Origin of the sequence: Neorhizobium galegae, from assembly GCF_017877055.1 — a bacterium.
GTDB lineage: Bacteria > Pseudomonadota > Alphaproteobacteria > Rhizobiales > Rhizobiaceae > Neorhizobium > Neorhizobium galegae_D.
Genome location: NZ_JAGIPG010000002.1, coordinates 1,350,641 through 1,376,928, shown reverse-complemented (window position 1 = coordinate 1,376,928; position 26,288 = coordinate 1,350,641). Strand labels below are relative to the sequence as shown.

The window sequence follows — 26,288 nt, the reverse complement described above, 5'->3', positions numbered from 1 at the left end:
TGCCATGAAGTATCGGAAACTCGGCCGCACGGATATCTCCGTGTCGGAAATCTGCCTTGGCACCATGACCTGGGGCACCCAGAATTCGGAAGCCGAAGCCCATGAGCAGATGGACTACGCGTTCGAGAACGGCATCAACTTCTTCGATACCGCCGAACTCTATCCGACCACGCCGGTCGGCCCCGCCACCTATGGCCGCACCGAGGAATATATCGGCACGTGGCTGAAGAAGAGCGGCAAGCGCAAGGACCTCGTCCTCGCCACGAAGATCGCCGGCAGCGGCCGCCCGCATATCCGCGAGGGCCGCGACATCGAAGCCGCCACCATCCGCCAGGCGGTTGACGCCAGCCTCAAGCGCCTGCAGACCGATTATCTCGATCTCTACCAGATCCACTGGCCGAACCGCGGCACCTTCCATTTCCGCAATTCCTGGACCTTCGACGTTTCCAAGCAGGACCGCGACAAGGCCGCCGCCGAAATCGCCGAAATCCTCGAAACGCTCGGCGACCTGGTGAAGGAAGGCAAGGTCCGCGCCGTCGGCTTGTCCAACGAAAGCGCCTGGGGCGCGATGAAATATCTCCGCCTGTCGGAGAAAAAGGCCCTGCCGCGCATCGCCTCGCTGCAGAACGAATACAATCTACTCTACCGGCACTTCGATCTCGACCTCGCCGAGGTCGCCCATCACGAGGATGTCGGGCTGATGGCCTATTCGCCGCTCGCCGCCGGTCTCCTCACCGGCAAGTACCAGAACGGCGCAAGGCCGGAAGGGTCCCGCGCGACGATCAACAAGGATCTCGGCGGCCGCCTGACGCCCTATCAGGAGCCGGCGGTGAAGGCCTATATCGAGGTCGCAGCCAAACACGGCCTTGACCTCGCCCAGATGGCCCTCGCCTTCTGCCTGTCGCGCCCCTTCATGGCCGCAGCCATCATCGGCGCGACGTCGATGGCCCAGCTGAAGCACGACATGGCGGCCGCGGAACTTAAGCTGTCTAACGAGGTGTTTGCGGATATCGCCGCGGTCCATCGGCAATATCCGATGCCGCTCTAACAAGTGCGAAGGCCGGAGGACATCTACCTCGAATGGGCGACTTGCTCCGGCCCGCAAAAAGACCGCTAATCAGTGCCCTCCATATCCGGAGCGGCGCGCTGAAATCATGCAATCCGTTGTGCCCCGAAGAGAGTTCGCAAGGCGTCGAAAGCAACTGAAACTGACGCGGGAGGAACTTGCCTCGGAACTGGATCTGCCGCTTGACGAACTGCGGAAGCTGGAAAGCGGCGATCAGCCAGTGCGCAGGCTTCATTTTCTGGCGCTCGACCAGTTGCGATTGGAGGCGGCCGTGCGGGATTCGACGCTTGTGACCGCAGCGATGCTTTTGAATGCCGAACAGCTCCTGGAAAGCGTCGGCTACCGCATCAGCCGAAGCCAGGACGTGGGCGGCGATTGGAGCCCGGACTAGGGCCGGGAACAGGGCTGCAGACCGGATTTCGAACCTTCCCCTTGCCATCCTCCCAAAAATCCGTATAAGCGCGCTGTTCGCAACACCCGGTCTTCTGGCTGGTGGCTGAACGGAGGGCAGGCTTCCCCGAAAAGGAAGCCGCAGGGACCACAGGGTCCAAGCCTCCCGTGTCTCCGCTCTCGACCGTCTCGATACAACACTTTTCTTGGGTACGGGTTTTCCCGTTCAGGAGCAGTCGTTGAGGCTTAGCCGCCGAGGTCCGGGTAGACAACCGCAAGAAAAGGCAAAGCTACATGGCTCTTTACGAACACGTATTCCTTGCCCGGCAGGATATGTCCGCTCAGCAGGTTGATGCCCTCGTCGAACAGTACAAGGGCGTCATCGAAGCTAACGGCGGCAAGGTCGGGCGCATTGAAAACTGGGGCCTCAAGTCCCTCACCTACCGCATCAACAAGAACCGCAAGGCTCATTACGCGCTGATGGACATCGACGCACCGGCTCCGGCCGTGCACGAGATGGAACGCCAGATGCGCATCAACGAAGACGTTCTTCGCTACATGACGATCGCCGTCGAAAAGCATGAAGAAGGTCCGTCGGCGATGATGCAGAAGCGCGACCGTGACGACCGTCCGCGCCGCGATGGCGACGACCGTGGTCCGCGCCGCGAATTCGGCGACCGCCCGCCGCGCCGCGAAGGCGGCTTCGGCGACCGTCCGGACCGTGGCCCGCGTGAAGGCGGCTTCGAGCGCCGTCCGCGCGAAGACCGTGCGTAATAGAGGCTAAGGAGAAAAAACATGGCTGACGTATCATCCTCTTCCTCCCAGGCACGCCGTCCTTTCCATCGCCGCCGCAAGACCTGCCCGTTCTCGGGCGCCAATGCGCCGAAGATCGATTACAAGGACGTACGCCTCCTGCAGCGCTACATTTCCGAGCGCGGCAAGATCGTTCCGTCGCGCATCACGGCCGTTTCCCAGAAGAAGCAGCGCGAACTCGCGCAGGCGATCAAGCGCGCCCGCTTCCTCGGCCTGCTGCCCTACGTCGTAGCGTAATTTCCGAATACCGGACCCGCTGAACAAAAGTCAGCGGGTTCATCCCTTCCGCGATGGGCGCGGATCGGAACTTCCAAATCCCATGTTGGGGATGAAGTACCTGAGACATCGATCCAGGACTTGTCCCCTAACTGCTTCAAAAAGCAGGACAGCGAGACCGTGACGAACAAGATACAGACAGTGCTGCCCACCGGCATTCTCGCCGGCATTGCCGCCACCCTGCTCGTGCTGGGTGCGAATGCGCAGCTGTCCTTTGCGTCCTTGCTCTACGCTGCTTCCTCGCTCCCGATCTTCATCGCCGGCCTTGGCTGGGGCAATCGCGCCGCCGTCATCGGCATCGTCACTGCCGGCATCCTTGGCGCCATCCTCGTTTCGCCGATGTTTGCGGTCGCCATGGCGGTGTTCACGCTGATCCCGGCTGGCTGGCTGTCGCATCTCGCCAACCTTGCGCGTCCCGCTTCGGAACTCGGCGGCCCGGACAACCTGATGGCCTGGTATCCGATCTCGGATATCCTCCTGCATCTCTGCGGCCTGGTGACTATCGCCGTCATCGCGCTCGGGGTTGCGATCGGCTACGGCCCGGAACTCACGGACCGGATGGTCGACGCGATGATCGCGGCTCTGCAGGCCCAGGAACCTGCCTTCACGCCGGAACCGGCGGGCATGGCGCAGACCAAGTCGCTGCTGGTGCTGATGCTGCCGCTCGTCCAGGGCGGCGTCTGGGTGACACTGCTGTTTGCCGCCTTCTACATCGCCGTGCGCATCGTCTCGCGCTCCGGCCGGGCGCTCCGTCCACGCGAGGACATGCCCTCGGCACTCCGGATGAACCGGCACGCGATCTTCGTCTTCCTCGGCGGCATCGTGCTGGCCTTCCTCGGCGGCGTTCCGGCAATGATCGGCGCCACCATCTGCGGCACCTTCGGCGCCGGTTTCCTGATGGCGGGCTTCGCCTCCCTGCATTTCCGCAGCCTTGGCAAGGACTGGCGCATTCCAGTCCTCGTCCTCTGCTATCTCTCTTCCATGCTTGTCCTGCCGGCGATCGCGATCCTCATTCTGGGGCTTTCCGATACACGGCGGACGATCGCGCTGACCCCGCTGAAAGGCGGCGCGAGCCCCGATAACAAGACCACCGAAAACAAGAATTGACTGATCGAAAGGAAACCTAACCATGCAAGTCATTCTGCTTGAACGCGTGCCGAAGCTCGGCCAGATGGGCGAAACCGTCAAGGTCCGCGACGGCTTTGCCCGTAACTACCTCCTGCCGCTTGGCAAGGCGCTGCGCGCCAACGAAGCCAACAAGAAGCGTTTCGAAGCCGAACGCTCCACGCTCGAAGCCCGCAACCTCGAGCGCAAGGGCGAAGCCCTGAAGGTCGCTGAAGTTCTCGACGGCAAGTCCTTCGTCGTCGTGCGCGCCGCCGGCGAAACCGGCCAGCTCTACGGCTCGGTCGCCGCCCGCGACATCGTCGAGGCACTGGCTGCCGAAGGCTTCAACATCGGCCGCAACCAGGTCGACCTCAACACCCCGATCAAGGAAATCGGCCTGCACAAGGTTTCCCTGCACCTGCATGCGGAAGTCGAAGTTTCGGTCCAGCTGAACGTCGCCCGCTCCGCGGAAGAAGCCGAACGTCAGTCCCAGGGCGAAAGCCTCACCTCGGCCGACGCCATCTACGGCGTGGACGAAGATGCCCTGCGTCCGGAAGACTTCTTCGATCCGGAAGCCGACGGTCTCGGCGACGACGAATAATCGTCGTCTTCCCAGGACGTTTCAAAGAGCGCCCGGCCTGCAAAGGCCCGGGCGTTTTTTTGTCTTTTTCGGGCTATAAAAAGAGAGAAATCCGAGTCGATTCGCTCCGGGAACACAGTCAAACAGATTCACGGTTTCCGACCGTTTTTTGCTTCACGCAGTGCTTTGGCCTGTGAACTACTGTGGGAATCAAGATTACCGTTTCGTGACAGGCCGGACACCTCTAAGGGTACTGCCGGGGTACAGGGACAGAACGGAAAAGACCATGAACGACGCAGTACGCAAGCTCGCCAACATCCAGCCGGCAGAGCCGCATTACCGCGAAGCCCCGAACAATATCGAGGCCGAACAGGCACTTCTCGGCGCGATCCTGGTCAATAACGACGCCTATTACCGCGTCTCCGACTTTCTGAAGCCCGTCCATCTCTACGAGCCGCTGCACCGCAAGATCTTCGAGGTCGCCGGCGACATCATCCGTATGGGCAAGACCGCCAATCCGGTGACGATCAAGACCTTCCTGCCCGCCGACGACAAGGTCGGCGACCTGACGGTGGCGCAATATCTCGCGCGCCTCGCCTCCGAAGCCGTGTCAATCATCAACGCGGAAGACTACGGCCGGGCGATCTACGACCTGGCGCTCCGCCGCGCGCTGATCACCATCGGCGAGGACATGGTCAACATCGCCTTCGACGCGCCACTCGACATGCCGCCGCAGACGCAGATCGAGGATACCGAACGGCGCCTCTTCGAACTGGCCGAAAACGGTCGCTACGACGGCGGTTTCCAGTCGTTCAACGACGCGGTGGCGCTTGCCATCGACATGGCCGGCCAGGCCTTCGAGCGCGACGGCCATCTCTCCGGCATCTCGACCGGCATCATGTCGCTCGACAGCAAGATGGGCGGGTTGCAGCGTTCCGACTTGATCGTGCTCGCGGGACGCCCCGGCATGGGCAAGACCTCGCTTGCCACCAATATCGCCTATAACATCGCGGCCTCCTACGAGCCGGAAGTGCAGCCGGACGGTTCGTTCAAGGCCAAGAACGGCGGCGTGGTCGGCTTCTATTCGCTCGAAATGTCGGCCGAACAGCTCGCCACCCGTATCATCTCCGAGCAGACGGAAGTCTCCTCGTCAAAGATCCGCCGCGGCGACATCACCGAGGCCGATTTCGAAAAGCTCGTCGCCTGCAGCCAGATGATGCAGAAAGTGCCGCTGTTCATCGACCAGACCGGCGGTATCTCGATCGCCCAGCTTTCCGCCCGCGCCCGTCGCCTCAAGCGCCAGCGCGGCCTCGATTGCCTGGTGGTCGACTATATCCAGCTGATGACCGGCTCGGGCAAATCCGGCGAAAACCGCGTGCAGGAAATCACCCAGATCACCACCGGCCTGAAAGCGCTCGGCAAGGAACTGAACGTGCCGATCATCGCCCTGTCGCAGCTTTCGCGCCAGGTGGAAAGCCGCGACGACAAACGCCCGCAGCTCTCCGACCTTCGCGAATCGGGCTCGATCGAACAGGACGCCGACGTGGTGCTCTTCGTGTTCCGCGAGGAATATTACGTGAAGAACATGGAGCCGCGCGACATTTCCGATCCGAAATACCCGGAATGGGAAGCGCATATGGACAAGGTCAAGGGCACGGCGGACGTCATCATCGCCAAGCAGCGCCACGGACCGACCGGCACCGTCAAACTCGCCTTCCAGTCCGAATACACCCGCTTCGCCGACCTGGCCGACCCGAGCTTCACGCAGTACGAAGAGCATTGATCGAGGGCGGTTGCATTCTCTCTTCTCCCCAGCGGGGAGAAGAGACTTGCCGCGCCGTTTCACTCCAACGTACGTCGGGACCTGGAGCATGCGGCTTGTGTCCTTCTGCCCGTCCAAACGGGGAGAAGGTGGCAGTAGCCGAATGAGGGACACTCTCCAATCGCAACTACCTCGCCCCTAAAAGATTGTGCAGCGCGAAGGATTTTCCGGGCGCGGTCTTTTTCCTGCCTTCGAAACCGGTAGGATCGTTGCAACCGTCCTCATGCCCAACGAGCCGACATGACCGATTTCGACAGCGAGCTTTCCTATCCCGACGATTTCGATATCGCACCCGTCCGGCTGACGGTCGATCTGGGTGCGCTTGCCGACAACTGGCGGGAGATGGCGCGGCGTTCGGGGACAGCGCGGGCAGCGGCTGTCGTCAAGGCAGACGCCTACGGGCTCGGGCTTGAGGATTGCGGCGTTACGCTTTACGAGGCCGGCGCTCGGGATTTCTTCGTCGCCGTGGCACGGGAGGGCGTAACGCTGCGCGCCTATGCACCGGATGCCCGCATCTATGTTCTCTCCGGCATCTGGCCCGGCCAGGAGGGAATGTTCTTCGAACACGACCTCGTGCCGGTCCTCGCCTCGGAAGAACAGCTCGCCTTCTGGATGTCGGTGACCTCGGAATATGGCGACCACCCCTGCGCGCTGCAGGTGGACACCGGCTTCAATCGTCTCGGCCTGCCGCTCGAGGATGCCATCGCTTTTGCCGACGACGTGTCGCGTCCGGCAAGCTTCTCGCCGGTCCTGGTGCTCTCGCATCTCCACAGCGGCGATACTCCCTCCTCGCCGCTCAATCAGAAACAGCTTTCCGCTTTCCAGAGGGTCGCGGAGGCTTTCGAAGGCATCGAGACGAGCCTCTCTGCCTCCGCCGGTATCTTTTTAGGCCCGGACTATCATTTCGATCTCACCCGCCCCGGTATCGCGCTTTATGGCGGCGAGGCGGTCGTTGGGGTACCGAACCCGATGAAGCCGGTCGCCAAGGCGGAAGCCCGCATCATCCAGATCCGCGACGGGAAAAAGGGCGAGACGGTTAGCTATGGCGGCACCTACCAGCTTTCCCGCGACAGCCGGCTGGCGATCGTCTCTGCCGGTTATGCGGACGGCTACAGCCGGGCGCTCTCCGGCTCCGGCGTGCCGCTGCGCCAGACGGTCGCCCAGGGCGGTTTCGGCTTTGTCGCCGGCCGCAAGGTGCCGGTGATCGGCCGCATCACCATGGACCTGACGATCTTCGACGTCACCGATATCCCGGCCTCGGACATCCAGGCCGGTGACTATGTCGAACTGTTCGGCCCCAACGTCGCCCTCGACGACGTCGCCCGCGCCGCCGGCACGATCGGCTACGAGCTGCTCACCAGCCTCGGCCTGCGCTATGAGCGCCGGTATATCGAGGCCGAATAACTCCCTTCCTCCTTGCCATCATCTGCATTTTCGGATTAGAGAAGAAAAGTTCCGCTTTTGTTCACGGTGGAATGTTGTGAATATCGAAGGCGGCAACTGACCCCATGGCAAAATCCAAGACCCAATTCGTGTGCCAGAACTGCGGCACGGTGCATAACCGCTGGGCCGGCAAGTGTGACGGCTGCGGTGAGTGGAACACGATTATCGAAGACGACATGATGGGCGGCATCGGTGGAGGCCCCGGCAAGGTGCCGAAGAAGGGCCGCGCCGTGGCGCTCACCACGCTGTCGGGGGAAACCGAGGAAGCGCCGCGCATCTTCACCGGCATTTCCGAGCTAGACCGGGCGACCGGCGGCGGTTTCGTGCGCGGCTCGGCGGTGCTCGTCGGCGGCGATCCGGGCATCGGCAAGTCGACGCTGCTGATGCAGGCGGCCGCCGCCCTCTCCCGCCGCGGCCACCGGATCATCTACGTCTCGGGCGAAGAGGCGGTGGCGCAGGTGCGGCTGCGCGCCCAGCGCCTGGATGCCGCCGATACGGAGGTGCTGCTTGCCGCCGAAACCAATGTCGAGGACATCCTCGCCACGATCGGCGAAGGCAAGCGCCCCGACCTCGTGATCATCGACTCGATCCAGACGCTGTGGAGCGACACCGCCGATTCGGCGCCGGGCACCGTCACCCAGGTGCGTACCGGTGTGCAGGCGATGATCCGGTTTGCCAAGCAGACCGGGGCCGCCATGGTCCTTGTCGGCCACGTCACCAAGGAAGGCCAGATCGCCGGCCCGCGCGTCGTCGAGCACATGGTCGATGCGGTCCTCTATTTCGAAGGCGACCGCGGCCACCACTACCGCATCCTGCGCACCGTCAAGAACCGATTTGGGCCGACCGACGAGATCGGCGTCTTCGAAATGTCCGACAAGGGGCTTCGCGAAGTCACCAATCCGTCCGAACTCTTCCTCGGCGAGCGCAACTCGAAATCGCCTGGCGCCGCCGTCTTTGCCGGCATGGAGGGTACGCGGCCGGTTCTGGTCGAGGTGCAGGCGCTGGTGGCGCCGACCTCGCTCGGCACGCCCAGGCGCGCCGTGGTCGGCTGGGATTCGTCGCGCCTGTCGATGATCCTCGCGGTGCTGGAGGCCCATTGCGGCGTCAAGCTCGGACAGCACGACGTCTATCTCAACGTCGCAGGCGGCTACCGGATCACCGAACCCGCGGCCGACCTTGCGGTCGCTTCCGCACTGGTATCGTCGCTCGCCGGCCTTGCCCTGCCGGCCGATTGCGTCTATTTCGGCGAAATCAGCCTCTCGGGCGCGGTGCGGCCGGTTTCACAGACTGCGCAACGCCTTAAGGAAGCTGAGAAACTTGGTTTTGCAGGAGCGATGCTGCCGGCCACGTCCGCCGAGGTGCCGAAAGGTGTCAACGGACGCTGGGTGACGATCGAGGACCTGCCGGATCTGGTGTCCCGCATCGCGGGTTCCGCCGCCAAGCTGAGACAAACGCCGGAAGATGATTGATCTTCCGTTAACAAGCCCGCTGATGTATGACGGCTGCGGTAAGGCGGGGCGCCGGGCTTGAAGCCGGCAAGTCTTGAAGTCGGCAAGTCTGGAGTAGATCATATATGCCCATCACGATTTTCGATGGTATCGTCATTGCTGTGACGCTGTTTTCCGCCGTACTCGCCATGGTTCGCGGTTTTTCGCGAGAGGTGCTGTCGATCGCAAGCTGGGCGGGCTCAGTCGCCGCCGCCTATTACCTCTACCCTCTGGTTCTGCCCTATGTGAAGCCGCACCTCAGTGACGAGCGCATCGCGATCGCCGCATCCGCCGGCGCCATCTTCATTATCGCGTTGATCGTCATCTCGTTCATCACCACGCGGATCGCCGATTTCATCATCGACAGCCGCATCGGTGCGCTCGACCGGACGCTCGGCTTCCTGTTCGGCGCCGCCCGCGGCATCCTGCTGCTCGTCGTCGCCGTCGCATTCTGGAACTGGCTGGTGGCCGCCAACGCCCAGCCGACCTGGGTGACCCAGGCGAAATCCAAGCCGTTCCTCGACACGCTGGTCGCGCGCCTCGAAGCCGTGCTGCCCGCCGATATCGAGCCACAGATCCGGGCCCGCATCCTCGGCCGCGAGGCAGCGCCCACCGATGGCGCTCCGGCTCAGGATCAACCGGCGGCAGATGACGCGCCTGCGACAAATAATTGACGTGATCTTGCGCTTGATGCAGCGCAAAACGTCACCATTTGTGGTAACATTCGCATCCAAGTGAAAAACAGGCTGGTTTCCGGGGAGATACTCCCCCGGCCGGCCTTTCCATTTTTCCGACAGGGACAGGTTGTCCAAAGGGATAAGGGGCCAAGATGAATCAGCCGGTTTCCGAGACATTCGCCGCAGACAGCGTCAATGAATGGGATGGCGATACTCTACATGAGGAATGCGGCGTGTTCGGCATTCTCGGCCATCCAGAGGCCGCGACGCTGACGGCGCTCGGGCTGCACGCCCTGCAGCACCGTGGCCAGGAAGCCGCCGGCATCGTCTCCTTCGACGGATTACGCTTCCATTCGGAACGCCGCATGGGCCTCGTCGGCGACCATTATACCGATCCCGTCACCCTTGCCCGCCTGCCCGGCAATATCGCGATCGGCCACAACCGTTATTCGACCACCGGCGAAGTGGCGCTGCGCAACGTCCAGCCGCTGTTTGCCGAACTCGAAGTCGGCGGCATTGCAGTTGCCCATAACGGCAATTTCACCAATGGCCTGACCCTGCGCCGGCAACTGATCGCCGGCGGCGCCATCTGTCAGTCGACCTCCGATACCGAGGTCGTCCTGCATCTCATCGCCCGCTCCCGCTATTCGTCGACCGCCGACCGCTTCATCGATGCGATCCGGCAGATGGAAGGCGGCTATTCGATGCTCGCGGTCACCCGCACCAAGCTGATCGCCGCCCGCGACCCCACCGGCATCCGCCCGCTGGTCATGGGCGAACTCGACGGCAAGCCGATCTTCGCGTCGGAGACCTGCGCGCTCGACATCATCGGCGCCAAATTCGTCCGCGATGTGGAAAACGGCGAAGTCATCATCTGCGAGATCCAGCCGGATGGTTCGATCTCGATCGACGCCCGCAAGGCCGGCAACGGCCAGGCGGAACGGCTTTGCCTGTTCGAATACGTCTATTTCGCCCGTCCCGATTCCGTCGTCGGCGGCCGCAGCGTTTATGTCGCCCGCAAGAACATGGGCATCAACCTTGCCAAGGAAGCCCCGGTCGAGGCCGATGTGGTGGTGCCGGTCCCGGATGGCGGCACGCCGGCTGCCCTCGGTTACGCGCAGCAAAGCGGTATCCCGTTCGAATACGGCATAATCCGCAACCACTATGTCGGCCGCACCTTCATCGAGCCGACCCAGCAGATCCGCGCCTTCGGCGTCAAGCTCAAGCATTCCGCCAACCGGGCGATGATCGAGGGCAAGCGCGTCGTGCTGGTCGACGATTCGGTGGTGCGCGGCACCACCTCGCTGAAGATCGTGCGGATGATCCGCGATGCCGGCGCCAAGGAAGTGCATCTGCGCGTCGCCAGCCCGATGATCTATTATCCGGACTTCTACGGCATCGACACGCCGGACCGCGACAAGCTGCTTGCCAATCAGTATGACAGCCTGGAAGCCATGTGCCAGTATATCGGCGCGGACTCGCTGGAATTCCTGTCGATCAACGGCCTCTACCGCGCCGTCGGCGGCGAGGACCGCAATCCCGCCCGCCCGCAATTCACCGACCATTATTTCACCGGCGACTATCCGACCCGCCTGCTCGACAAGGATGGCGAGACGATGGGGCGGAAAGTTTCGGTTCTGGCCAGCAACGGCTGAGGTGAGCTTCTCCCGAAGCTGAAATCAGATGTCGAGCAAGCTTGACGCCTATTGCGCGCAGGTCTGCGAATGACGAAAAGGGTCTCCCGCGCGCAAGGACTTGCGCGCACTGGATCCCTGTGACAAGCACAGGGATGAGGGAGATCGAGGCCGGACTGGTGCAAAAAAGCAGCCGCCTCCTCCTCGAAGATCTATCGGCGCGCATTGCATTTTGAAGGCGGAAAATCATGACTATCGATCTGAAGGGCAGGATCGCGCTGGTGACCGGCGCATCGCGGGGCATCGGCTATTTCACGGCGCTGGCGCTCGCGAAAGCCGGCGCGCATGTGATCGCCACCGCCCGCACCGTCGGCGGCCTTGAGGATCTCGACGACGCGATCAAGGCGGCCGGCGGCACCGCCACGCTCGTCCCCTTCGACATCACCGACATGGCCGCGATCGACAAGCTCGGCGCCTCGATCTTCGAGCGCTGGGGCAAGCTCGACATCCTCGTGGCGAATGCCGGCATCCTCGGCGTCATCTCGCCGCTCGGTCACATCGAGGCGAAGGTGTTCGACAAGGTGATGCTGACCAATGTCACCGCCACCTGGCGGCTGATCCGCTCGGTCGAGCCGCTGCTGACCAAATCCGATGCCGGCCGGGCGCTGATCATGTCGTCGGGCGTCGCCTCCAAGGCGCCGGCCTTCTGGGGCGCCTATTCGATCTCCAAGGCGGCGGTGGAGAACATGGCCCGCATCTGGGCCGCCGAGACCAACCACACGCCGCTCAAGGTCAACATCGTCAATCCCGGCGCCACCCGCACCGCGATGCGCGCCCAGGCAGTGCCCGGCGAAGATCCGGAAACCCTGCCGCATCCGTCGGAAGTCGCCGAAAAGATCCTCTTCCTCGCCTCCCCCGATCTTCAGGATACCGGCCGCCTGTTCGTCGTGCGCGACAACAAGTTCGTGGATTTTCGCGCGCCGGAATAGACGCGACCCATCAAGGCATGGAGGCTTGCGTTCGACATTGCAACCGCACCTTACCGACGAGCAGAGAGAACAGGCGACGGCAACCGCCAATCTGGTTGCCGCGGCGATGGCCCGCCTTTACCGCGAGCATGGCGACGCCGCCGTCATGGAGGCGATGCGGCTGATCAGCTCCGCCATGACCGACGACGCGCGGCGCAAATCCATCGCCCAAGCCCTGCTCGACAACAGCAATCCCCCCGCCGACAAAGGACGCTGACGCGGCAACTTCGGTTGCCTCAGACCCTCCCCGCCTCCTGATCCAGCTCCTTGGCACGGCGCTGCAGGCTTTCGCTGAGCTTGCGGAGCTGTTTCTCGTCCAGCTTTTCAATGCCGATGAACTCGTTGGCGGCCTGACTGGACAGGATCAGTTCGTCGAGCTTCGCCTGGACCGCCTCGCCATCCCTGTTCTGGGAGTTTTGCAGGACAAAGACCATCAGGAAGGTGATGATCGTCGTGCCAGTGTTGACCACCAGCTGCCAGGTTTCCGAAAATCCGAAGAACGGTCCGGTAACGCCCCAGATGACGATCAGCACGACGGCCGCAACGAACGTGACCGGCTTTCCCGACCAGGAGGAGATGGCGCTCGAGAAGATGTCGAAAACGTTGTGGTGTCTATCCTGGCTGGCCATTTTGGCATCCATCCGATTGGTGGAATTCGTGTCCGTCAACGTGCGAAACCCATGTTTTGATCCCGGTGGCACACCAGCGGCGACCCGGGAGATACCCCGTGTATGAAAATCGGATTTTCCGTTATGCTGGGGGCCCTGCGATAGGGCGCAGGAACTTCATATTTCGGGGGACAATCTGATGAGAAATATCGCTTTCTATTTCTTCGGCGCAGCCGTGCTCTGTGTCACCGTCGGCATGTTCTGGGGCATTCAGATGGCAATCTCCGGCGACCATCTGATGGCGCCGGCGCATGCGCATCTGAACCTGGTCGGCTGGACGACGATGGGGATCTTCGGCCTCTATTACACCGCCACGCCGGCGGCTGCGGATACCCTGCTGTCGAAGGTCCATCTCGGCTTTGCGGTTCTCGGCGTGCTCTGTCTCGTGCCGGGCATCGCGATGGCGGTATCCTCGGGCGGCGAGGCGCTGGCCGCGATCGGCTCGATCCTCACCGCCATCTCGATGCTGATCTTCCTGTTCACGGTCGCCAGGAACGGCATCGGTCGCAGGACGGCATAAGGCCGCTTTCGGAGGCCCGGCGCGGGTGAAGCCCACTTGACCAAACGGCTTCCCCGCGCCATAACCACTTCCATGAAAACGGCGATTTCCATTTGTGGGATCATTATCCGCTAGCGTTCGCGCTGGCCCGGCCGTTTTCGTCTCTCGAAAAGCCTTGAAGACAAACGACCCGGTCCGGCCGGCCCCTTGTTGTCGGGAGATTTTTCGATGAGCATTCCGCTCAGGTTCTACAATACGCTGACCCGTGAAAAGACGGCGTTCGCGCCGATCGATCCCCAGAACGTGCGCATGTATGTCTGCGGCCCGACGGTCTATGACTATGCCCATATCGGCAATGCCCGACCGGCCATCGTCTTCGACGTGCTGTTCCGGCTGCTCCGCCACGTCTATGGCGAGGCTCACGTGACCTATGCCCGCAACATCACCGACGTCGACGACAAGATCAACGCGCGGGCGCTGCGCGACCATCCCGGCCTGCCGCTCAACGAGGCGATCCGCCTCGTCACGGAAAAGACCGAGACGCAGTATCACGAGGACATTGCCCTGCTCGGCAATCTGGAGCCGACCGTCGAGCCGCGTGCTACCGACACCATCGCCGAGATGATCGAGATCATCGAGAAGCTGATCGGCAACGGCCATGCCTATGTCGCAAAGGGCGAAGTGCTGTTCGACACCAAGTCGATGCGCGACTACGGCCAGCTTTCCAAGCGCCCGCTCGACGAGCAGCAGGCCGGCGCCCGCGTCGCCGTCGATACGCACAAGAAGAACCCGGCCGATTTCGTGTTGTGGAAGCTCTCGTCCCACAACGAACCCGGCTGGGAAAGCCCCTGGGGCCGCGGCCGGCCGGGCTGGCATATCGAGTGCTCGGCGATGAGCCGGCGTTATCTCGGCGAGGAGTTCGACATCCATGGCGGCGGGCTGGACCTGATCTTTCCGCACCATGAGAACGAGATCGCCCAGTCGCGCTGCGCCCATGGCACGGAGGTGATGGCGAATGTCTGGATGCATAACGGCTTCGTGCAGGTCGAAGGCCGCAAGATGTCGAAGTCCGAGGGCAATTTCATCACCATCTACGACCTGCTGCACACCGAAGCGTTCGGCGGTCGCAAATGGCCGGGCGAGGTGCTGCGGCTTGCCATGCTGATGACGCACTACCGCGAGCCGATCGACTTTTCGGTGAAGCGGCTGGAAGAGGCCGAACGTCTTCTCGCAAAGTGGCCGGCGGCAGAAGCCTCCGGCGCGGTCCCCTGCGATACCGTCATCAACGCGCTTGCCGACGACCTCAACACGGTCGCCGCCGTTCAGGCGCTGCACGCCCTGGCGCAGGACGCCCACGGCGACCCGGAGGCACTTGCGGTGTTTGCCGCCAGCGCCGCCTTTCTCGGAGTGCTGCCTGAGAAAACCGAGGTCGACGAGGCACTGGCGTCCGCCGTCGATGCGCTGGTCGCCCTGCGGCTCGAAATGCTCAAGGCGAAGAATTTCGCCGAGGCCGACAAGATCCGCAACGAACTGTCGGACAAGGGCATCCAGCTCAAGGACGGCAAGGACCCGGCGACGGGCGAGAGGGTGACGATCTGGGAGGTGAAGCGGTAAGCTTCACTTCCTGGAACAACGCGGAGGAGCAGGCGATGATCGATCACATGGGCATCAAGGTCGCGGATTTCGACCGGGCCAAGGCATTCTACGACGCAGCCTTCGCGCCGCTCGGCGCCTCGCTGCTTTACATGGTTCCGGCCGAATATACCGGCGGCGTCAAGGTCGGCGGCTACGGGCGCGAGCGACCGATCTATTGGCTGCATGAGGATAAGCCGGTCCCCGGCCATTCCCAGCACGTCGCGTTTACCGCCCACAGCCGCGCCGAGGTGGACGCCTTCTACGAAGCCGCGATCGCTGCCGGCGGCCGCGACAACGGTCCGCCCGGCCTGCGCACGCATTACCACCCGAACTATTACGGCGCCTTCGTCTTCGACCCCGACGGCAACAATATCGAGGCGGTGTGTCATGCGCAGGAAGGAACTCAAGGATGAGCGCGGCGATCCACACCGGTGGGTGCCAGTGCGGGGCGGTACGCTACCGGGCAGAGGGCGAGCTCGGGTTTCCGCATCTGTGCCATTGCCGCATGTGCCAGAAGGCGGCGGGCAATTATTTCATGCCGCTCGGCGGGGTGATGCATGAAAACTTCAAGCTGACGCGCGGCGAGCCGGCATGGTTCCGGTCGTCGGAAACCGTGCGGCGCGGTTTCTGCGAGAAATGCGGCACACCGCTCTTCTACGACGGGTCGAGCGATCATATCAGCATCACGCTCGGTTCGCTCGACGATCCGCAATCGGTGAAGCCGGCGCTGCAGACCAATCTTGCCCACAAGATGTCCTGGTTCGGCGAGCTCGACCACCTGCAGCACGATATCGCCATGGACATGACCGAGGAACAGGAAAAGACTGTCTCGGCCAGCAGCAACCAGCACCCCGACCACGACACAGAGGTCTGGCCTCGAGGCAAGCGACATGCGGAGGGTCATTCATGAGCGATACCATCCGAACCGGCGGCTGCCAGTGCGGGGCGATCCGTTTCCGGCTTGAAGGAGAGCCGTTCGATTCCTCGGTCTGCCATTGCCGCATGTGCCAGAAGGCCTTCGGCGCCTATTACGCGCCGCTGGTGGCGACCGGCGAGGCGAAGCTTACCTGGACGCGTGGCGAACTGAAGTATTTCCAATCGTCGAACCATGTCCGGCGCGGTTTCTGCGGGAATTGCGGGACGCCGATGACTTACGAGGCGGCGGACGGGATTGCCATCTCCGCCGGCAGTTTCGACGACCCGGCCCTGCTGCCGCCGGTCGTGCAGTTCGGCGTCGAGGGCAAGCTTCCCTTCGTCGACCGGCTGTCCGAATTGCCGGCGCGCCACACGATGGACGATATCGACACCGCCCCCTTCCTGGCCGATATCGTCTCCTACCAGCATCCCGACCACGATACTGAAATCTGGCCGCCAGAGAACGATATACCGGAGCCCCGCCCGCCAGAAAACCAGCCACCGGAGAACAAGCGATGAGCGAAACCCTTAGAACAGGCGGCTGCCAGTGCGGCGCCGTGCGCTTCCGAATCCACGGTGAACTCGGCCGCGCCTCGATCTGCCATTGCCGCATGTGCCAGAAGGCCTTCGGGGGCTTTTTCGGGCCGCTGGTCAGCGCACCGCCCGAGGGGAACGGCTCCGGCGTCGAATGGACCCGCGGCGAGCCCAAATATTTCCAGTCCTCGGTCAATATCGACCGCGGCTTCTGCGAGAACTGCGGCACGCCACTCACCTACCGCTATCCCGGCGGGCTGGAACTGGCGATCGGCGCCTTCGACGACCGCAGCGACCTCGCCCCGAAGATCCAGGTGAACTACGCCTCGCATATCCCGTGGGTGACGACGATCTTCGACCAGCCGGTCCGCGACTCAGGCGAGGACGCCGTCAAGCAGGAGCAGATCATCTCCTTCCAGCATCCCGATCACGATACCGAAAACTGGCCGGCAAAAGGTCTCCATCTATGACTGAAGTTCTGCGTACCCTCTATCCCGAGGTCGAACCCTACGCGACCGGGCAGCTCGATGTCGGCGACGGCCATGTGATCTATTGGGAGCGGGTCGGCACGCCGGGCGCCAAACCCGCCATCTTCCTGCATGGCGGCCCCGGTGGCGGCTGCAACCCCAACCAGCGCCGGCTCTTCAATCCGGACCTCTATGACGTGGTGCTGTTCGACCAGCGCGGCTGCGGTCGCTCCACCCCGCATGCAAGCCTCGAAGCCAACACGACCTGGCACCTGGTCGCCGATATCGAGCGGCTGCGTGAAATGACCGGCGTCGACAAATGGCAGGTGTTCGGCGGTTCCTGGGGATCGACCTTGGCCCTCGCCTATGCGGAAACCCATCCCGAACGGGTCAGCGAACTCCTGGTGCGCGGCATCTATACGCTGACGAGGCCGGAGCTCGACTGGTATTACCAGTTCGGCGTCTCGGAAATGTTCCCGGACAAGTGGGAAGCCTTCGTCGCCCCCATTCCGGAAGCCGAGCGCCACGAGATGATGGCCGCCTATCACCGCCGCCTCACCGGCACCGACACGGCCGAGCAGATCCGCTGCGCCAAGGCCTGGAGCGTCTGGGAAGGCTCGACCATCACGCTTCTGCCGAGCCCCGAACTGGCGTCGGACCACGACGACGACCATTTCGCGCTCGCCTTCTCGCGCATCGAAAACCACTTCTTCATGAATGCCGGCTGGCTGGAGGACGGGCAGCTCCTGCGCGACGCGGTGAAGCTCAAGGGCATTCCGGGCGTCATCGTGCACGGCCGCTACGACATGCCCTGCCCGCTGAAATACGCCTGGCAGCTCTCGAAAGTCTGGACGGACGCGGATTTCCACATCATCGAAGGCGCCGGCCATGCGGTCTCGGAACCGGGGATCACTGACCAATTGATCCGCGCGACGGACCGGTTTGCGGGGAAGGTTTAGAACCATACCTCCGTCATCCTCGGGCTTGACCCGAGGATCCATCTCTTCGGTCGGCGGGTCGCCTCCATCAAACCCGTAAGCTTGGCCTTGGATCCTCGGGTCAAGCCCGAGGATGACGGCCTAGAATTAGAACCACCGCTCCAGGAGGAGCACCCATGACACGCGAACGCATCTATCTCTTCGACACCACGCTGCGCGACGGGCAACAAACCCCCGGCGTCGATTTTTCCGTCGAGGACAAGATCGCCATTTCCAACCTTTTGGACGAGTTCGGCCTCGATTATGTCGAGGGCGGCTACCCCGGCGCCAATCCGACCGACACCGCGTTCTTTTCCCAGAAGCGGACGGCAAAATCGAAATTCGTCGCCTTCGGCATGACCAAGCGGGCTGGCATGTCCGCCTCCAACGATCCGGGCCTGGCCGTGCTGCTGCAGGCGAAAAGCGACGCCACCTGTTTCGTCGCGAAAAGCTGGGATTACCATGTGCGGGTCGCGCTCGGCTGTTCGAACGAGGAGAACCTGGAATCGATCCGCGACAGCGTGGAGGCGGCCCGCGGCGCGGGAAAGGAAGCGCTGGTCGATTGCGAGCATTTCTTCGACGGCTACAAGGCCAATCCGGAATATGCGCTCGCCTGCGCCAGGACCGCCTATCAAGCCGGCGCGCGCTGGGTGGTGCTCTGCGACACCAATGGCGGCACCCAGCCGAGCGAGATCCGCGCCATCGTCGAGGCGGTGATCGCGTCGGGCATTCCCGGCGCCTCGCTCGGCATCCATGCCCATGACGATACCGGACAGGCGGTCGCCAATTCGCTCGCGGCGATCGAGGCGGGCTGTCGGCAGATCCAGGGGACGCTCAACGGCATCGGCGAACGCTGCGGCAACGCCAATCTCGTGACAATCATCGCGACGCTTGCCCTGAAAGACGCTTACTCCAGCCGGTTCGAGACGGCGATCGACGCGGAGCGGCTGACCGGCCTCACCCGCCTCAGCCACGCCTTCGACGAGCTCTTGAACCGCTCGCCGAACCACCAGGCGCCCTATGTCGGCGCGTCTGCCTTCGCCACCAAGGCCGGCATCCATGCCTCGGCGCTGCTGAAGGACCCGCGCACCTACGAACACGTGACGCCGGAGAGCGTCGGCAACCTGCGCAAGGTGATGGTGTCCGACCAGGGCGGCAAGTCGAACTTCATCAACGCGCTGAAGCGCCGCGGCATCGAGGTCGGCAAGGACGACCCGAAGCTTGACCAGCTGATCTCGATCGTCAAGGAACGCGAGGCAACCGGCTACGCCTATGAAGGCGCGGATGCCAGTTTCGAACTGCTTGCCCGCCGCACGCTCGGCACCATTCCGGAGTTCTTTTCGGTCGAAGGGTTCCGGGTGATGGTCGAGCGCCGGTTCGACAGCCACGGCCGCATCAAGATCGTCTCCGAGGCGGTGGTCAAACTCGTCGTCGACGGCCAGACGCTGATGTCGGTCGCCGAAGGCGACGGCCCGGTCAACGCGCTCGACCGGGCGCTGCGCAAGGACTTCGGCAAATACCAGCACGAGATCGACGACCTGGTGCTCGCCGACTTCAAGGTGCGTATCCTCAACGGCGGCACCGAGGCGATCACCCGCGTTCTGATCGAATCGATCGACAGCACCGGCGTGCGCTGGTGGACGGTCGGCGTCTCGGAAAACATCATCGACGCGTCGTTCCAGGCGCTGATGGACTCGGTCATCTACAAGCTGATGAAAAACCGCCAGCTGGCGGGGAAGATCGCGGCTGAGTGAGGCTGGTGAGAGCGAGGCTGAGGCAGCCTCGCCATCTTCCGGCGGTCGCTACCATGCGCCGTTCCGAACTCCACCGCGCCGCGCTGGTCCGGGCGTCGTTCAGCTCACCGCAGAGCCTCGGCCAGCCATCTCGCGCAGATTCCGGATAAGACCGCCGGGGCCGGTCTCGGCCGTCGCATCGACGCCGAGCTTGGTCAGCCAGCACCACATGCTGGTGCGGTGGAAAAGGGTGTAGAGCCACAGCGCCCGCTCCATATCCGGATGATCGGTCCGGCCGTAACCTTCGAGGATCGGCCGATGGCTGCGCGGGTCCTCGTGCGAAGAGCAGAACAGAGCCTTGGCCAGATCGAAGAGCCTGTCTCCTGCCCGCGCGTTGCCGAAATCGACGAGCCCGCTCAGCCGAAGATCTCCTGCCTCGTCGCGCAACGCGAGCACATTGCCCTGATGGAAGTCGTCGTGGCAGAGCACCGGGCCGGCGCTTTCGGCCAGCAAACCAAAACTGCCTTCGGCAAGGCGCTGGAGGTTTCGCCCGAGTTCGGCATCGCCGCCGAGATCGCGAAAACGCCGGAACACGTCTTCGAACGCCGCCGTCATATAGTCCGTATTGGTCGGACACGGCTTGTCGATCCCGTCGCCGCGAATGTAGCCATAGGCTGGCATGGGCACGGCGTGAACCTGCCTCAGCAGCTCTCCCATCTGCCGATAAGCCTGCGCGATATCCGGTTCGCCCATCCAGTGGCGGAGCGAACGGCCGGGCAACAACGTCAACAGAGCGTAGCGCAACGGCAGAAGGGTGCGCGTTTCATCGACCCGCAGCCACCGGGGAACAGGCGGTATCAGCCCTTCCAGCCAGCCGGCCACCAGGTTCTCCTTCCTCGGCGGCCATTCGGGTTGATCCGGATAGATTTTGAGGACGAGCGGGCCGTGCTCCGCCGCGACGAGATCGATCCTGTAAACCTCGGTACTGCCGCCCTCCAGCCTGTTGAAGCCGCTGGCGACAAAATCACGATCGAGGTGCTGGACGAGCCGATTGACGGTTTCCCCGTCGAGCTCGAGGGTCGTTCTTCGCTGCGGCGCCATTTCCACCGTCCAGTGATTGCTGTATTGGGTTACCCGCTATCGACACTGTTGGAGCGTGGACAACGCGGTTCTCCATAAAACCACGCAATCGCAACCTGCGGAAAGCCTACCCATGACGTCGTCCCCGAATTTCCGTATCGAACCTTGACCGGCTCCAACCCGCCTTCATCGCTTGAACTGCTCGGCTGGTCCGATTTCTTTGCGGCTCAGGTCGGGCCGGACGAGACGGAACTCCTGGTCCGGCGCATTGCCTCCGTTCACCGGGCGCGCGTCGATGCGATCGATGTCAATGGGCCGGTCGATCTAGAACTGCCTGCCAATGCCAATACCGCGGAGTTTGCGGTAGGCGACTGGGTTCTTGCCGACCCGCTGACAGGCCTGTTCGTGCGCCGTCTCGACCGGAAAACCGTGTTTCAGCGGCGTTCGGAAGGCGGGCACGGCCAGCAGCTTGCCGCAGCCAATGTGAATACCCTGTTCATCGTCACGTCGTGCAATGCCGATTTCAACCCCGGACGGCTGGAACGCTACCTGATCATGGCCAACCAGGCAGGCACCAATCCGGTGATCGTGCTGACCAAGGCCGACACGGTTGAAGACGCCGGCCTCTTTGAGCAGCAGGCCAAGGCGCTGCAGCGCGACCTGCCGGTGGTCGTCCTGAATGCACGGTCCGACGATGCGGTTTCCCTCCTGAAGCCGTGGTGCGGTGTCGGGCAGACCGTCGCCCTGGTCGGTTCCTCCGGCGTCGGAAAGTCGACGCTGGTCAACACCCTGGCCGGACCTCACTCCGATACGATGCAGAAGACCGGAAGCATCCGCGAACATGACGCGAAGGGCCGTCACACCACGACGGCACGATCGCTGCATGCGATTGCGGGCGGCGGCTGGGTGATCGATACGCCGGGCATCAGGACGCTCTATGTCAGCGACGTTACCGACGGCATCGATACGCTGTTTGCCGAGATCACCGATCTGGCGCCGAATTGCCGGTTCCGCGATTGCACCCATGCCCACGAACCGGGCTGCGCGGTGCAGGCGGCCGTCGCCAGCGGCGAACTTTCCGCCGAGCGTCTGGAACGCTGGCGCAGCCTGCTTGCGGAAAACCGCGACAGGACGCCGGTGCTGAGCGGGCCACGGGGCAACAAGATCGTCCGCAAGAAGAAATATTGAAGGGTTCGTGCGGCAATACCGTCCCTGCAAGACCCCCGTGGGGGCCGGAGTGGGCAGAGTTTCGATGCGGTGCCTTGCCGGATCCTGCAGACCTGATCCTTGGCTGTGATCCTGGCCATTGTGTATCGGGGGCTTTCGTACCATATAGACGACATATTGAGGTGGCCGCTCGCGGTAATGTCGCAGCAGCGCCTGGCAACCAACTCCCTCACTATTTCATTCATCCAAGAGGCTGCGGCATCCTGCCGGAGCATCGAGATCGGAGACGTCCATGTCTGATAAAAAAGCAAACACCCCGGACCAGCCTTACCAACCTATCCCCTTTGCCAAGAAGCATCGCATTTCGGTTGAGGATGCGAAGGCCATCATCGAAAAACACGGCGCAGACCGCAAGTCGGCCGACAAGGAAGCACGGCGGGTGGCCGTCTAACCCTGCTCACCTGCAAGACGACTGGAAGAACCGGAGACTGAGGATGCCGCACCCGGCTATTGAACCTTCAGTCCCAGTTCCGCCAGGATATCTCCGGCCTGCTGCCGCGAGATCGTGGCACCCTTGAACTTCCTGGCGTCGATCAGCTTCAGCCCACCGAGGTCCGCGCCGCGCAGATCGGCCCCTTCGAACCTCGCATCGACAAGCCCCGCGTCGCGCAGGCTGCAGCCGTCGAACACGACATCGCGAAAATCGCATTTCGACAGATCGGCCATGCCAAAATCGACCCGCTCGATCCGGGATCTCCGGAACGACACTGCGGGAAGCCTCGCCTGCGCCAGGATCGTCTCCTTGAACGACAGGCCGAGCGAGGCGATCCGCGTCAGATTGGCGCCCGTCAGCTTGCAGCCAGCGAACCGGGTGTCGTTCATTTTGGCTTCCAGGAAAACGGCGTTGTTGAAGTCGCAGTTCCGGAATTCCGCTTCCGCGAGGTTCGCGCCTGAAAAATTGGCGAACGGTCCCCGGCATCCCTCGAACTTGGCCCCTTCGAGATCCGCGGCCCGCAGATTGACATTCGTCATCCTGCAGTTCCTGAATTCCCAGCGCTGAAGATCGAGCCCCGACAGGTCCGCCGCCTCCAGCGTGCAGCCGTTCAGGACCACGGTGCTTCCGGCGGCCGTAAAGCCGAGCACGTCCGCGCGTCCGATCTGCTGTTCGAAAAGCTCGATGGAATCCTGCTCCGCCATGACATTCGCCTCCGCCGACATTTGTTTGCGTGGTTGATCAGAGATTCGGGTTGGAAACAACCGGTGGGACGGCGCGGCAGACTCCCAATGATCTCCCCCTTTGGCAGGGCGATCAACTACGGGACATGAGGCGGTACGGCATCCCTAACCCTCCCCCCCTCACACCTCCTCAAAACTCAGCCCCCAATCCTCCTCGCCGTACCACTCGCCCTCTTGAGGCGGCTGCCGCCAGCGCAGGCTGCGGACCTGATAGCCGCGGCGCGAGCGGAAGGCTTCGGCGAGGCCCTCGTGGCGGCCCGGCGGAGGTGGCTGCTGGCCTTCGGCCCAGACGAAGGAGACCGGCTGCAGGAATCTGGCGCCAAAACCTTTGGCACGGCGGTCGATCATCAGGAAACCCGCGGAACGGGTAAAGCCGCTCGACCGGCCGTGGTCGGTCGCCGGGAAGCCGAGCGGGAAGAGTGCGCGCCCGGAGACCGCGAGATTGTCCATCCAGGCGGCCGGCGGGTGGTCGAGCGCGAAATTGGCGTAGATCACGTCCGCATCCTCCTTCGGCCATTCGGTCGCGTCGCCACGGACGAGCTCGACATTGGCGTAACCGGCCAGGTTCCGCCGCGCCTTTTCCGCGAGAGCCTCGTCGTATTCGACGGCGATCACCCGGCCCGACGGCCCGGCCAGCTCGGCGATGATCGCCGTGTAATAGCCCGTCCCGGCGCCGAGATGGGCGACCGTCTCGCCGTCGCGGATGCCAAGCGCGTGGAGGCCTCCGGCATGCAGCGACGGCATGCCGTTGTTGACGCCGCGCGCCGTGTCCAGCCCGACCAGCACATCCTGGTAGAGCACCAGCGGATCTGTGGAAGCGAGCTCGCGGTAATTGCGGAAATCATTGTAGACCCAGGGCGGCGGGCCCACGAATTGTTCGCGCGGCACGGCGGCGAAGGCGGCAAGCAGCCGATCGTTGGCCCCAACGCCGGCCTTGGCCAGGATCTGGCGGGCATAGATCTGCCGGTGCAACGGCTGGTTCTCAAAATTCATCCAATTCCTCCGTTCTAACAGGGGATCACTATCGCAAGCCAAGCCGACGGAATCGCGACAAACGATTGGTCCTTCAATGAAATGAATTGGTCCGGCTCGACCCATTCGTTTAAACGGGAGACAACCAGAACAACATACCGGAAACACCCGCATGGCCACCGACACCGCCCCGGCGACGACAGTGAAGAACGAAGATACGCCGCGCGGCTTCGCCTTCGGGCTGACGGCCTATTTCCTCTGGGGTTTCCTGCCGTTCTATCTGAAGGCGGTTGCCCATCTTCCTTCGCTGGAAGTACTGGCGCATCGGGCGATCTGGTCAGTGCCGGTCGCCGGGGCCGTACTCTTGGTCCTGCGTCGCACCGGCGATCTCAAGGTGGCCGTGCAGAACCCGCGCATGCTGGCCATGGCATGCCTGACCGCCCTGATCATAATGGCGAACTGGGGCATCTATGTGTGGGCGGTCGCCGCTGGCCGGACGCTGGATGCGGCGCTCGGTTATTTCATCAATCCGCTGTTCAGCATCTTCCTAGCGGCGGTCCTGCTCAAGGAGCGGCTGGCGCCGGTTCAGCTCGCCGCGATCGGCCTTGTGGCGGTGGCGGTGGCGATCCTCACCTATGACGCGGGCGGATTGCCGTGGGTTTCGCTGGCGCTCACCGTCACCTGGGGGTTTTATGCGCTGTTCCGGAAAACCCTGCCGATCGGCCCGAACCAGGGTTTCTTCCTGGAAGTGCTTCTGATCAGCATTCCCTGCCTGCCCTATGTGATCTGGCTGGAATCGACCGGCCAGGGCCATCTCCTCAACTCGACCGGCTGGGACACGTTCATTCTGATGGCCGCCGGCATCATCACCGCCGCACCGCTGATGATCTATGCCAACGGCGCCAAACTGTTGAAGCTGTCGACCATCGGGATCATGCAGTACATTGCCCCGACGATGATCTTCCTGGTCGCGGTCTTCGCCTTCCACGAGCCACTCAGCCCCGTGAAGCTCGGTGCCTTTGTGCTGATCTGGACGGCACTGGCGATCTATACCTGGTCTCTTCTGAAGCAGGCGCGCGGCCGATAGGCCTTTCCGGAGCATTCCCATGAAAATCAGCGATATCCCGTTCGGCACCACCGACTGGAGCGCCGTACCGAAGACCGAGCACAAGGGCGATACGGGACTGGCGACCTGGCAGACATGCCATTTCGGCGGGATCCGGGTGCGGATGGTCGAATATACCCCGGGCTATCTCGCCGACCACTGGTGCGTCAAAGGCCATATCCTGCTCTGCCTTGAAGGCGAGCTGACGACGGAACTCACAGACGGCCGGGTCTTCGTGCTGAAGCCCGGCATGAGTTATCAGGTGGCGGATGATGCCGAGCCCCACCGCTCGTCGACATCGGCCGGAGCCCGGCTCTTCATCGTCGACTAGAAGTTAAGCGCCTGCTCTCAAAGCCTTGAAATCACCGCGTCTTCGCCACCGGACGGCAGGCGGTCCTCGCCCTGTTCGAGGATCGCCGGAACGATCTCCTCAACATCGGCGATGACCAGCGGCTGGACCAGATGCGCACGGTGGATGAAACCCTGTTCGCGCATGTGGGTGATGAGGTCGAGCATCGGATCCCAGAAACCGCCGATATTGGCGAACACCATCGGCTTCTCATGCCGCCCGAGCTGCGCCCAGGTCATGATCTCGACGATCTCCTCCAGCGTGCCGATACCGCCCGGCAGGGTCACGAAAGCGTCAGCGCGCTCGAACATCTTGTGCTTGCGCGCATGCATGTCCTCGGTCACAATCAGCTCGTCGAGCTGGCCGAGCGAATGGCGCGTGGCCTCCATGTCGACCAGGAATTCGGGAATGATGCCGGTAACCTGACCACCGTTCGACAGAACGCCGGCTGCGACCGCACCCATGATGCCCTTGGTGCCTCCGCCATAGACAAGCCGAAGCCCATGGGCGGCGATGGATTTTCCGAGCGCACGGCCGGCTGCAATATAGGCGGGATCGCGTCCCGGCTGCGAGCCGCAGTAAACGCAAATGGATCGAATCGGCACAGTTTTCTCCGCAACGCATTTCAAAG

General features: G+C 63.0%; 30 protein-coding genes. 25 read left to right on the top strand and 5 right to left on the bottom strand.

All coding sequences use genetic code 11. The annotated features are described in order from the left end of the window. Positions 1–4 precede the first annotated feature (4 nt). The 13 genes from J2857_RS17180 (at position 5) to J2857_RS17120 (ending at position 12,537) form a co-directional block, all read left to right on the top strand. Positions 5–1,048 carry an aldo/keto reductase gene (locus tag J2857_RS17180; RefSeq protein WP_210011294.1) on the top strand — a complete coding sequence of 348 codons (1,044 nt, stop codon included), beginning with the start codon at positions 5–7 and terminating at the stop codon, positions 1,046–1,048. Positions 1,049–1,154: 106 nt separating this feature from the next. Then, the gene (locus J2857_RS17175; protein WP_210011293.1) at positions 1,155–1,457 is read left to right on the top strand and encodes a hypothetical protein; all 303 of its coding nucleotides are present in this window, start codon (positions 1,155–1,157) and stop codon (positions 1,455–1,457) included. A 293-nt stretch (positions 1,458–1,750) separates the two neighbouring features. Beyond that, positions 1,751–2,230, top strand: a complete 480-nt coding sequence (gene rpsF / locus J2857_RS17170) for a 30S ribosomal protein S6 (protein ID WP_038541657.1) — start codon at positions 1,751–1,753, stop codon at positions 2,228–2,230. Between the two features lie 21 nt (positions 2,231–2,251). Further along, positions 2,252–2,506, top strand: a complete 255-nt coding sequence (gene rpsR, locus J2857_RS17165; protein WP_007771634.1) for a 30S ribosomal protein S18 — start codon at positions 2,252–2,254, stop codon at positions 2,504–2,506. 159 nt (positions 2,507–2,665) lie between these two features. Beyond that, positions 2,666–3,652 carry a DUF2232 domain-containing protein gene (locus J2857_RS17160; protein ID WP_210011292.1) on the top strand — a complete coding sequence of 329 codons (987 nt, stop codon included), beginning with the start codon at positions 2,666–2,668 and terminating at the stop codon, positions 3,650–3,652. A 22-nt stretch (positions 3,653–3,674) separates the two neighbouring features. After that, positions 3,675–4,250, top strand: coding sequence for a 50S ribosomal protein L9 (gene rplI, locus J2857_RS17155; protein WP_210011291.1), 576 nt, complete (start codon positions 3,675–3,677; stop codon positions 4,248–4,250). 265 nt (positions 4,251–4,515) lie between these two features. Continuing rightward, complete coding sequence (locus J2857_RS17150; protein WP_210011290.1) at positions 4,516–6,012, top strand: replicative DNA helicase; 1,497 nt, start codon at positions 4,516–4,518, stop codon at positions 6,010–6,012. 279 nt (positions 6,013–6,291) lie between these two features. Continuing rightward, positions 6,292–7,455, top strand: coding sequence for an alanine racemase (alr, locus tag J2857_RS17145; RefSeq protein ID WP_210011289.1), 1,164 nt, complete (start codon positions 6,292–6,294; stop codon positions 7,453–7,455). Between the two features lie 104 nt (positions 7,456–7,559). Further along, the gene (gene radA, locus J2857_RS17140) at positions 7,560–8,963 is read left to right on the top strand and encodes a DNA repair protein RadA (RefSeq protein WP_210011288.1); all 1,404 of its coding nucleotides are present in this window, start codon (positions 7,560–7,562) and stop codon (positions 8,961–8,963) included. Between the two features lie 104 nt (positions 8,964–9,067). Beyond that, complete coding sequence (locus tag J2857_RS17135) at positions 9,068–9,655, top strand: CvpA family protein (protein ID WP_210011287.1); 588 nt, start codon at positions 9,068–9,070, stop codon at positions 9,653–9,655. A gap of 155 nt (positions 9,656–9,810) precedes the next feature. Continuing rightward, entirely contained in the window at positions 9,811–11,313 is a 1,503-nt protein-coding gene (gene purF, locus J2857_RS17130) for an amidophosphoribosyltransferase (RefSeq protein WP_210011286.1), read from the top strand. Between the two features lie 227 nt (positions 11,314–11,540). Beyond that, on the top strand, positions 11,541–12,281 hold the full coding sequence (locus J2857_RS17125; RefSeq protein ID WP_210011285.1) for an SDR family NAD(P)-dependent oxidoreductase: 741 nt from the start codon (positions 11,541–11,543) through the stop codon (positions 12,279–12,281). 25 nt (positions 12,282–12,306) lie between these two features. Further along, complete coding sequence (locus J2857_RS17120) at positions 12,307–12,537, top strand: hypothetical protein (protein ID WP_210011284.1); 231 nt, start codon at positions 12,307–12,309, stop codon at positions 12,535–12,537. Between the two features lie 19 nt (positions 12,538–12,556). Here J2857_RS17120 and J2857_RS17115 read toward each other — a convergent pair whose 3' ends face one another. Continuing rightward, positions 12,557–12,949 carry a low affinity iron permease family protein gene (locus J2857_RS17115; RefSeq protein WP_210011283.1) on the bottom strand — a complete coding sequence of 131 codons (393 nt, stop codon included), beginning with the start codon at positions 12,947–12,949 and terminating at the stop codon, positions 12,557–12,559. Between the two features lie 178 nt (positions 12,950–13,127). Between J2857_RS17115 and J2857_RS17110 the strand changes: the two genes are divergently transcribed. The 8 genes from J2857_RS17110 (at position 13,128) to cimA (ending at position 19,769) form a co-directional block, all read left to right on the top strand. Next, positions 13,128–13,508, top strand: a complete 381-nt coding sequence (locus tag J2857_RS17110; protein WP_210011282.1) for a hypothetical protein — start codon at positions 13,128–13,130, stop codon at positions 13,506–13,508. A 207-nt stretch (positions 13,509–13,715) separates the two neighbouring features. After that, positions 13,716–15,101 (top strand): cysteine--tRNA ligase, encoded by a 1,386-nt coding sequence (gene cysS / locus J2857_RS17105; RefSeq protein ID WP_210011281.1) that lies wholly within the window; start codon positions 13,716–13,718, stop codon positions 15,099–15,101. A gap of 35 nt (positions 15,102–15,136) precedes the next feature. After that, positions 15,137–15,535 carry a VOC family protein gene (locus tag J2857_RS17100; protein WP_210011280.1) on the top strand — a complete coding sequence of 133 codons (399 nt, stop codon included), beginning with the start codon at positions 15,137–15,139 and terminating at the stop codon, positions 15,533–15,535. After that, complete coding sequence (locus J2857_RS17095; RefSeq protein ID WP_210011279.1) at positions 15,532–16,032, top strand: GFA family protein; 501 nt, start codon at positions 15,532–15,534, stop codon at positions 16,030–16,032. The genes J2857_RS17100 and J2857_RS17095 overlap by 4 nt, the downstream gene beginning before the upstream one ends. After that, on the top strand, positions 16,029–16,556 hold the full coding sequence (locus J2857_RS17090) for a GFA family protein (RefSeq protein ID WP_210011278.1): 528 nt from the start codon (positions 16,029–16,031) through the stop codon (positions 16,554–16,556). Before J2857_RS17095 ends, J2857_RS17090 begins: the two co-directional genes overlap by 4 nt. Further along, the gene (locus J2857_RS17085) at positions 16,553–17,041 is read left to right on the top strand and encodes a GFA family protein (RefSeq protein WP_210011277.1); all 489 of its coding nucleotides are present in this window, start codon (positions 16,553–16,555) and stop codon (positions 17,039–17,041) included. The genes J2857_RS17090 and J2857_RS17085 overlap by 4 nt, the downstream gene beginning before the upstream one ends. Beyond that, positions 17,038–17,997 (top strand): prolyl aminopeptidase, encoded by a 960-nt coding sequence (gene pip, locus J2857_RS17080; protein ID WP_210011276.1) that lies wholly within the window; start codon positions 17,038–17,040, stop codon positions 17,995–17,997. Before J2857_RS17085 ends, pip begins: the two co-directional genes overlap by 4 nt. Positions 17,998–18,152: 155 nt before the next feature. After that, positions 18,153–19,769: a citramalate synthase gene (gene cimA / locus J2857_RS17075; protein ID WP_210011275.1), complete on the top strand. Its 1,617-nt coding sequence runs from the start codon at positions 18,153–18,155 to the stop codon at positions 19,767–19,769. A gap of 99 nt (positions 19,770–19,868) precedes the next feature. On the opposite strand, the gene J2857_RS17070 is transcribed toward cimA, so the two are convergent. Further along, positions 19,869–20,849 (bottom strand): phosphotransferase family protein, encoded by a 981-nt coding sequence (locus J2857_RS17070; protein WP_210011274.1) that lies wholly within the window; start codon positions 20,847–20,849, stop codon positions 19,869–19,871. Between the two features lie 144 nt (positions 20,850–20,993). Between J2857_RS17070 and rsgA the strand changes: the two genes are divergently transcribed. Continuing rightward, entirely contained in the window at positions 20,994–22,016 is a 1,023-nt protein-coding gene (gene rsgA, locus J2857_RS17065) for a ribosome small subunit-dependent GTPase A (protein ID WP_210011273.1), read from the top strand. A gap of 271 nt (positions 22,017–22,287) precedes the next feature. Then, the gene (locus J2857_RS17060; RefSeq protein ID WP_172745617.1) at positions 22,288–22,446 is read left to right on the top strand and encodes a hypothetical protein; all 159 of its coding nucleotides are present in this window, start codon (positions 22,288–22,290) and stop codon (positions 22,444–22,446) included. Positions 22,447–22,502: 56 nt separating this feature from the next. On the opposite strand, the gene J2857_RS17055 is transcribed toward J2857_RS17060, so the two are convergent. Both J2857_RS17055 and J2857_RS17050 read right to left on the bottom strand, forming a co-directional pair. Then, positions 22,503–23,192 carry a pentapeptide repeat-containing protein gene (locus tag J2857_RS17055; RefSeq protein ID WP_210011272.1) on the bottom strand — a complete coding sequence of 230 codons (690 nt, stop codon included), beginning with the start codon at positions 23,190–23,192 and terminating at the stop codon, positions 22,503–22,505. A gap of 159 nt (positions 23,193–23,351) precedes the next feature. Further along, on the bottom strand, positions 23,352–24,224 hold the full coding sequence (locus J2857_RS17050) for a protein-L-isoaspartate O-methyltransferase family protein (RefSeq protein WP_210011271.1): 873 nt from the start codon (positions 24,222–24,224) through the stop codon (positions 23,352–23,354). Positions 24,225–24,375: 151 nt separating this feature from the next. Between J2857_RS17050 and rarD the strand changes: the two genes are divergently transcribed. Together rarD and J2857_RS17040 are read left to right on the top strand one after the other, a co-directional pair. Continuing rightward, positions 24,376–25,290: an EamA family transporter RarD gene (gene rarD, locus J2857_RS17045; RefSeq protein WP_210011270.1), complete on the top strand. Its 915-nt coding sequence runs from the start codon at positions 24,376–24,378 to the stop codon at positions 25,288–25,290. A gap of 19 nt (positions 25,291–25,309) precedes the next feature. Then, positions 25,310–25,639 carry a DHCW motif cupin fold protein gene (locus J2857_RS17040; protein ID WP_210011269.1) on the top strand — a complete coding sequence of 110 codons (330 nt, stop codon included), beginning with the start codon at positions 25,310–25,312 and terminating at the stop codon, positions 25,637–25,639. Between the two features lie 17 nt (positions 25,640–25,656). Here J2857_RS17040 and J2857_RS17035 read toward each other — a convergent pair whose 3' ends face one another. Further along, the gene (locus J2857_RS17035; protein ID WP_210011714.1) at positions 25,657–26,286 is read right to left on the bottom strand and encodes a TIGR00730 family Rossman fold protein; all 630 of its coding nucleotides are present in this window, start codon (positions 26,284–26,286) and stop codon (positions 25,657–25,659) included. Positions 26,287–26,288: the final 2 nt, after the last annotated feature.